We start from the raw sequence: 7030 nt of genomic DNA, 5'->3' as shown, positions 1-7030 counted from the left end.
AGGTACCAGAGGCCGGGATAGGTGAGCTGGTGCATGGCGACGTCGTAGAGGCAGGTGTCGACGTCGCAGCCCTTTCCTGTCGTGCGGGCACGCAAAAGGCAGCTCAGCAAGCCGACGATGCCGGTCAGCCCGCTCATGCTGTCGATCAGCGAGACACCAACCCGCGTCGGCGGCCCGTCGGGCTCGCCGGTCAGCTCCATCAGCCCGGCTTCGGCCTGCATCAGGAAGTCGTAGCCCGGCCAATCCTTGCGTTCGTTGTCCCGGCCATAGGCCGAGATGTGCAGGCAGACGATTGACGGCTTGATGTGCTTCAGGCTGTCATAGTCGATGCCGAGCTTGGCCGGCTGCGTACCGCGCATGTTGTTCACGACGCAGTCGGCACCCTTCACCAGCGCCTCGAACTGGCGACGTCCCTCTTCCGACTTCATGTCGAGGGTCACACTCTTCTTGCCGAGGTTCCAGGCCTGAAAATACTCGCTGTCGTTCTCGCCGAGCTTGTGAGGCCCGACCTGGCGCGAGGGATCGCCGCCCTTGGGCGCCTCGATCTTGATCACCTCGGCGCCGAGTTCCGCGAGGAACATCGTGCCGTAGGGTCCGGCGCCGAACTGTTCGAGCGTAAGGACGCGGATGCCCTCGAGCGGCTTGCCGTTCAGGCTCACGAGATCGGGTTCCGCTTGATCAGCTGCCGCGCGATGATGATGCGCTGCATCTCGTTGGTGCCCTCGCCGATGCAAGTCAGTGGCGCATCGCGATAGAGCCGCTCGATGTCGTATTCCTTCGAATAGCCGTAGGCGCCGTGGATGCGCATCGATTCGATGCTGTTCTCGAGTGCGGCCTCCGAGGCGAAGTACTTGGCCATGCCGGCTTCCATGTCGCAGCGTTCGCCGCGATCGAAGATCGCCGCGGCATCGAGCGTCAGCAGGCGCGCGGCGCGGGCCCGCGTCGCCATCTCGCCGAGCTTGAGCTGGATCGCCTGATGCTCGCAGATCGGCTTGCCGAAGGTCTTGCGCATCTGGGAGTAGCTCGTAGCCAGCCGCAGCGCGCCCTCGGCAATGCCGACGCCGCGCGAGGCCACGTTGATGCGGCCGAGTTCGAGCCCGCCCGCGACCTGCGCGAAGCCCAGGCCCTCGACCTCGCCGATCAGATGATCGGCCGGGATTCTGTAATCCTCGAACACCAGCTCGCCCGAATCGATCGACTTGTAGCCCAGCTTCTCCAGCTTGCGGCCGACCGTGAAGCCCGGCCCCTTGGGCGTGATGAACAGGCTCATGCCGGTGTGGCGCGGATTGGCCTCGGGATCGGTCTTCACCAGCATGGCGAAGCAATGGCCCTCGATGCCGTTGGAGATCCAGGTCTTGGTGCCGTTGATGACGTAGCCGTCGTTGCCGTCGCGCTTCGCCACCATGCGAATGGACTGAAGATCGGTGCCGGCATCGGGCTCGGTGAGCGCGAGCCCACCGCGGATTTCGCCCGTCGCGAACCTGGGCAGCCAGCGTTCCTTCTGGCGCGGGGTGCCGAACTTCTCGACGGCCAGCGCCAGCATCAAGTGGGAGTTGAAGATGCCGGTGATCGCCATCCACACCGAGGAGATGCGCATCACGATCTCGGCGTAGGTCGTGGCCGGGAGGCCCAGCCCGCCATATTCCGGGCTGATCGTGGCGCCGAACAGGCCGAGCTCCTTCATCTGCTCGACGATTTCCGCCGGCCACTTGTCGGCGTGGTCGAATTCCTTCACGCGCGGCGCCACCTCGCGCTCGATCCACCGGTCGATCGTGTCGAACAGCTGGGCTTCGTCGGCCTTGTCGATCGTCTTCATTCGGTCCTCCCGACATCCATCATGCCCAACGGCAGGGGACGGACAAGACCGCGGAACCTCAGGACGAAATCCAGGCGAGGGACGGCCCTAGGCGGCGCGACACACCTCGTGCATCATCGCGAGCAACAAACTCCAAACAAAAAGGAAAGACGCAATGAGGAGACGTCACTTCACGGCCGGCCTGGCGACGCTGCCCTTCGTCCCGACCTTCGCCCTCGCCCAGGTCGACGACTGGCCCAATCGCAACGTGCGCATCGTCTGCCCGTTCACCCCCGGCGGCTCGCAGGACAATATCGCCCGGCGCCTCGCGGCCAAGCTCACCGACGAGTTCGGCCAGACTTTCGTCGTCGAAAATCGCACGGGCGCAGGCGGATCGATCGCCGCCGACAATGTCGCCAAGTCGCCGCCCGACGGCTATTCGGTGCTGCTGGGCAACATCGGCAGCCACGCACTGGTGCCGCATCTCTACCGCAAGCCAGCCTACAATGCCGTCACCGACCTGGAGACCGTCGCCTGGATCGGCACGCAGCCGAACCTTCTGTGCTGCCATCCCAACTTCCCGCACGACACACTGCCCAAGCTGATCGCGGCAGCCAAGAAGGAACCCGGCAAGTATTCGTTCGGCTCGTCGGGTCTCGGCACCTCGCCGACGCTCACCATGGAGCTGTTCAAGCAGAAGACCGGTGTCGACATCACCTTCATCAGCTATCGCGGCGCCGCGGCAGCCGCGGCCGACGTGCTGGCCGGCCACGTGCCGATGGTCATTTCCAACATCGATTCGCTGATGGGCCAGGTCAGCGCCGGCAAGCTGAAGCCGATGGCGTCGACCGGTGCCAAGCGCTCGGCGGTCCTGCCCAACACGCCCACTTTCGCCGAGACCGTCTCGCCGGATCTGGTCGTGACGTCCTGGTCGATCTGGGCTGTGCCGACCGGCACGCCGGCGAAGATCAAGGACAAGCTTCGGATTGCAACGGAGAAGGCGCTGAAGTCTCCCGACGTGATGGAGAGCATGAAGGCGGGCGGCTTCGAGCCCGGCGTCATGACCGTTCCCGAGATCGATGCCTACATCCAGACCGAGATCAAGCGCTGGGGCGAGGTCATCCGTGCCGCGGGCATCAAGGCTGAATAGTCATCTCATCCCGGACCTGCTGGCACCGGGTCTCGACCTGGTGTTCTGCGGCACCGCGCCGAGCCCAGCCTCGTTCAAGGCGCGCGCCTACTACGCCAATCCCGGCAATGCTTTCTGGCCGACCCTGCACGCGGTCGGCCTGACGCCGGAACGGCTGACACCCCAGCGTTTTCCCGAGTTGTTGACGTTGGGGCTCGGGCTCACCGACCTCAACAAGACCGAGGTCGGATCGGATCATGAGCTGACGCCCGAGGCGATGGATGCGAAGTCGCTGCACGCCAAGCTGCGGCGATTCCGGCCCGCCGCCATCGCCTTCACCTCCAAGAACGCCGCATCGCTCGCCCTGGGCATCAAGGCACCGGCCTATGGACGACAGGTAGAGCGCCTCGAAGGCGCAGTGGCCTTCGTGCTGGCTTCGCCCTCGGGCCGCGCCCGCTCCTTCTGGACCCTGGCGCCCTGGAAGGAAGCCGCCGCCTTTGTCGCCGAACGGCGCCATCGGCGCGAGCGCACCGCATGATCGGGCGGCGCGCCGCACTGGCCGGCCTGATTGGGTGGCCGGCCGGGGCGCGGGCGCAGGATACGCAGACGACTCTGCGCGACCTCGCGCGGCGCGCCACGATCTACCTCTTCCCGGTCTACGAGATGTACCGCGCCCGCTGGCGCGCGACGGTCGACGAGACGAACCCGCAGCGCCAGCGGCTCAACCGCTTCCGTCACATGCCGACACTCGCCGACTCGCGTACGCGCGACGTCACCACGCCGAATGCCGATACGCTCTATTCCTCCGCCTGGCTCGACCTGTCGCTGGAACCGCTGTTCCTGACCGTGCCGCCGGTCGGGGATCTCTACTACAGCTACGCCTTCATCGACCTGTTCACCGACAACTTCCTCATCGTCAGCCATCGCGCGAGGGGCAACGGCCTGGCAACGCACATGATCGTCGGCCCGAAGTGGAACGGCGACGCGCCGGGCGACGTGACGCTGGTCCGCGCGCCCACCAATTCGGTGTGGCTGCTCGGCCGCATCCTGGTCGATGGGCCGGACGAACTCGACCGCGTGCGCATCCTGCAGAGCCGCGTACTGCTCGAGACGCCCGACATGCGCAACGAGCGGCGCATCCTCGAGACCGGCGAACTGATGCGCTTCCGCACGCAGGCGCCGCCCGAACCCGTTGCCGACTGGCCAGCAGCCCATCCCGGCGACCCCTTCGACCTGTTCGACGTCGGCCTGCGGGCGCTCGGCGAGAGCCCGCTGCCCGAACGCGACCGTCCACTGTTCGAGGCACTTGCAACGCTGAAGCTGAAACCGGGGCGCAAGTTCGACCAGCGTTCCTTCAGCGACATCGAGCGGCACGCCATTCGCGCCGGCATCGAACAGGGTCACGCAGACATCCGCGCGGCCGCCGGGCGCGGGCGCACGGTCGACGGCTGGACCTACGGCGAGCGGCATCTCGGCAATTTCGGCGACGACTATCTCTATCGCGCCGCTACGGCACTGACAGCACTCGGCGCCCTGATGCCCGGCGAGGCGGTCTATGTGAGCTGCGCCGTCGATGCGGACCGGCAGCCGCTCTCCGGCACCCGGAGCTACACGCTCACCTTTCCCGCGGATCGCCTGCCGCCGGCACGCGCCTTCTGGTCGCTGTCGGCCTACGAGGTGACGCCGGAGGGCCGCGCCTTCTTCGTCGACAATGCGATCGGCCGCTACTCGCTCGGCGATCGCACGCCCGGACTGGTCCGCGACGGCGACGGGTCTCTCACGCTCTATATCCAGCGCCAAAGCCCCCAAGGCGAGCGTGCCGCCAACTGGCTGCCCGCACCGGCCGGACCGATGCGGCTGGTCCTGCGTGCCTATCAGCCGGACGATGCAATGGTCGACGGCCGCTACCGCGTGCCGCCCGTGCGCCGCAACTCCTCCCCCTGAAGGGCGTTGCTCCAGCAACACGCAGGAGCCCCCATGACCGACATCTCCCGCCGCACCCTGGCCGCGGGCGCCGGCCTGCTGATTGGCGCCATTGCGGCCGGTGCACGCGCCCAGCAGATGCCGCCGCAGGTAGCGAGTGCCGTTCCTGTACCGAAGGCGACGCCCAAACCGCTGACCGTGAACCCGGACAAGGTGAAAGGCCTGTCAGCGGATCTTCTGCGCGCGCACCACGACAGGGAATATGCCGCTGCAGTGAAGGCACTGAATGAAGTCGGCGAGACGCTGGCCAAGGTCGACTTTTCCAGCGTGTCGCCCGAAAATCTCGCTGAGCTGAAGCGCGCCGAGCAGGCCGCCCAGAATTCGACGGTCCTGCACGAGATTTATTTCGATGGACTGGGCGAGGTGCCGAGCCAGCCGTCGGGCCTGCTCGCCCAGGCGATGTCACGCGATTTCGGCAGTCTCGACCGCTGGAGTGCGGAATTCGCCGGCATCGGCAAGTCGCTCGCCTCGGGAACCGGCTGGGTGATCCTGGCCTATGCGCCGCGAGACAAGCGCCTGCTCAACTACCGCGCCGAAAGCGATACCATGGCGCCCGCCGGCGGCGTGCCCCTGCTGGCATTGGACATGTATGAGCACGCCTATGCGGCCGACTATGGCACCGACGCGACAAAGTACATCGAATCCTTCATGCGGGCGATCAGGTGGACGAACGCCGAGCGACTCTATCGCGAGGCGATGCGGGTCTGACTCAAGCGCTCGGCTGGACGCGCTGTGATTCTTCCTCGGCCTTGGCTTCGATCGCTTCCATGTCGTCGTCGCTCATACCGAAGTGATGGCCGATCTCGTGGATCAAGACATGGCGCACGATGTGAGGCAGATCCTCACCCGATTCACACCAGTAATCGAGAATGGGACGGCGATAGAGGAAGATGCGATCGATGTCGTTGGCGACATGACCGGCGCCACGTTCCATCATCGACACACCCTGATAGAGACCCAGCAGGTCGAAGGGCGTCTCGAGTTCCATCTGCTTCTCGACCTCGTCGCTCGGGAAGTCGTCGATCTGGATGCGCACGTTGCCGATATGCCGACGAAATTCCTCGGGAATCGTCGCGAGCGCCTCGGCGGCAATCGCTTCGAAATCCTCCAGTGTGGGCGCCAGGCCGAAACAGGGCATGCGCCGAGGATTGTTGAAGACCGGCATGACTCCCCCTTATAGGACCAGCGCGCCCGCGCCAAGCGTCCCGTCGTGACCGTTGTGTACCTTCCCATCTCGAAGTTGGCGCGGTATTCGCATGTTCGCCTTCCCGATCGATCCGCATTAAGCTCGCCATCGCACATGATTCGTTTTCTCGTCCGCCGTCTGATCGTGGCGCTGCTCGTCGCGGCCACGGTCATGACCCTCGCCTTCATCCTCACACGGCTGTCGGGCGACCTCGCCATTTCGATCGCAGGTCCCAACGCCACGGCGGCCGATATCGAGGCGGTCCGCAAGGCCTACGGTCTCGACCGTCCCGTGCTCGAACAGTTCTTCGACTGGGTCGGGCGCGCGCTGACCGGTGATCTCGGCAACAGTTACTTCTTCCAGACACGCGTCTCGAGCCTGATCGCCGAGCGCATGCCGGTGACCCTGACGCTCGGCCTGACGGGCCTCTCGCTCGCGCTCCTGATCTCGATACCCATGGGCATCCTGGCCGCGGTCCGCGAGAACACCAACTTCGACCGTGCGGTCCAGATGGTCGCCCTGATCGGCCAGGCCATGCCGTCCTTCTGGCTGGGCCTCCTGCTGATGATTCTCTTCGGTCTGACGCTGGGCTGGCTGCCGATCTCGGGCACCGGTTCGTGGGAACATTTCGTCATGCCGGGAATCGTGCTGGCCTTCTCTGCGGTCCCGGCCCTCACCCGCCTCACGCGCGCTGGCATGATCCAGGCGATGGGCAGCGACTACATCCGCACCGCGCGCGCCAAGGGGCTCTCGCGTGCCTCGATCCTGCTGAAGCATGCCCTGCGCAACGCCGCCATTCCGGTCGTCGCGATTGCCGCGGTCCAGCTCGGCTTCATGCTGGGCGGCTCGATCGTCATCGAGCAGGTGTTCGCCCTGCATGGTGTCGGCTTCCTCGCCTGGGAGAGCATCGCCAAGAACGACTTCCCGGTGGTGCAGG

At 65.8% G+C, this 7030-nt stretch carries 8 protein-coding genes; 5 read left to right on the top strand and 3 right to left on the bottom strand.

The genetic code is table 11. The features are described from left to right. Window positions 1-659: CoA transferase (locus Q0Q48_RS28545; RefSeq protein WP_295145855.1), on the bottom strand; the 659-nt coding region annotated here is incomplete at its 3' end. Further along, window positions 656-1816, bottom strand: a complete 1161-nt coding sequence (locus Q0Q48_RS28540) for an acyl-CoA dehydrogenase family protein (protein ID WP_295145853.1) — start codon at window positions 1814-1816, stop codon at window positions 656-658. The genes Q0Q48_RS28545 and Q0Q48_RS28540, both read right to left, overlap by 4 nt. A 154-nt stretch (window positions 1817-1970) precedes the next feature. Here Q0Q48_RS28540 and Q0Q48_RS28535 point away from each other — a divergent pair, with 154 nt between their 5' ends. The 4 genes from Q0Q48_RS28535 to Q0Q48_RS28520 are packed head-to-tail and all read left to right on the top strand — an operon-like array spanning window position 1971 to window position 5615. Beyond that, the gene (locus Q0Q48_RS28535) at window positions 1971-2945 is read left to right on the top strand and encodes a tripartite tricarboxylate transporter substrate binding protein (RefSeq protein ID WP_295145852.1); all 975 of its coding nucleotides are present in this window, start codon (window positions 1971-1973) and stop codon (window positions 2943-2945) included. Then, the gene (locus tag Q0Q48_RS28530) at window positions 2920-3462 is read left to right on the top strand and encodes a mismatch-specific DNA-glycosylase (protein ID WP_295145850.1); all 543 of its coding nucleotides are present in this window, start codon (window positions 2920-2922) and stop codon (window positions 3460-3462) included. Before Q0Q48_RS28535 ends, Q0Q48_RS28530 begins: the two co-directional genes overlap by 26 nt. After that, a complete protein-coding gene (locus Q0Q48_RS28525; protein WP_295145849.1) occupies window positions 3459-4868 on the top strand; it encodes a DUF1254 domain-containing protein in 1410 nt (469 codons plus the stop codon). Before Q0Q48_RS28530 ends, Q0Q48_RS28525 begins: the two co-directional genes overlap by 4 nt. A gap of 33 nt (window positions 4869-4901) precedes the next feature. Further along, a complete protein-coding gene (locus Q0Q48_RS28520) occupies window positions 4902-5615 on the top strand; it encodes a superoxide dismutase (protein ID WP_295145847.1) in 714 nt (237 codons plus the stop codon). Between the two features lies 1 nt (window position 5616). On the opposite strand, the gene Q0Q48_RS28515 is transcribed toward Q0Q48_RS28520, so the two are convergent. Continuing rightward, window positions 5617-6072, bottom strand: coding sequence for a metallopeptidase family protein (locus tag Q0Q48_RS28515; RefSeq protein ID WP_295145845.1), 456 nt, complete (start codon window positions 6070-6072; stop codon window positions 5617-5619). A 135-nt stretch (window positions 6073-6207) separates the two neighbouring features. On the opposite strand from Q0Q48_RS28515, the gene Q0Q48_RS28510 reads away from it, so the two are divergent. Further along, on the top strand, window positions 6208-7030 hold an 823-nt coding region (locus Q0Q48_RS28510), incomplete at its 3' end, for an ABC transporter permease (RefSeq protein WP_295145843.1).

The organism is uncultured Reyranella sp., from assembly GCF_945957355.1.
GTDB lineage: Bacteria > Pseudomonadota > Alphaproteobacteria > Reyranellales > Reyranellaceae > Reyranella.
Note: the sequence above shows the minus strand (reverse complement) of the source record. Positions and strands in the feature narration are given on the sequence as shown.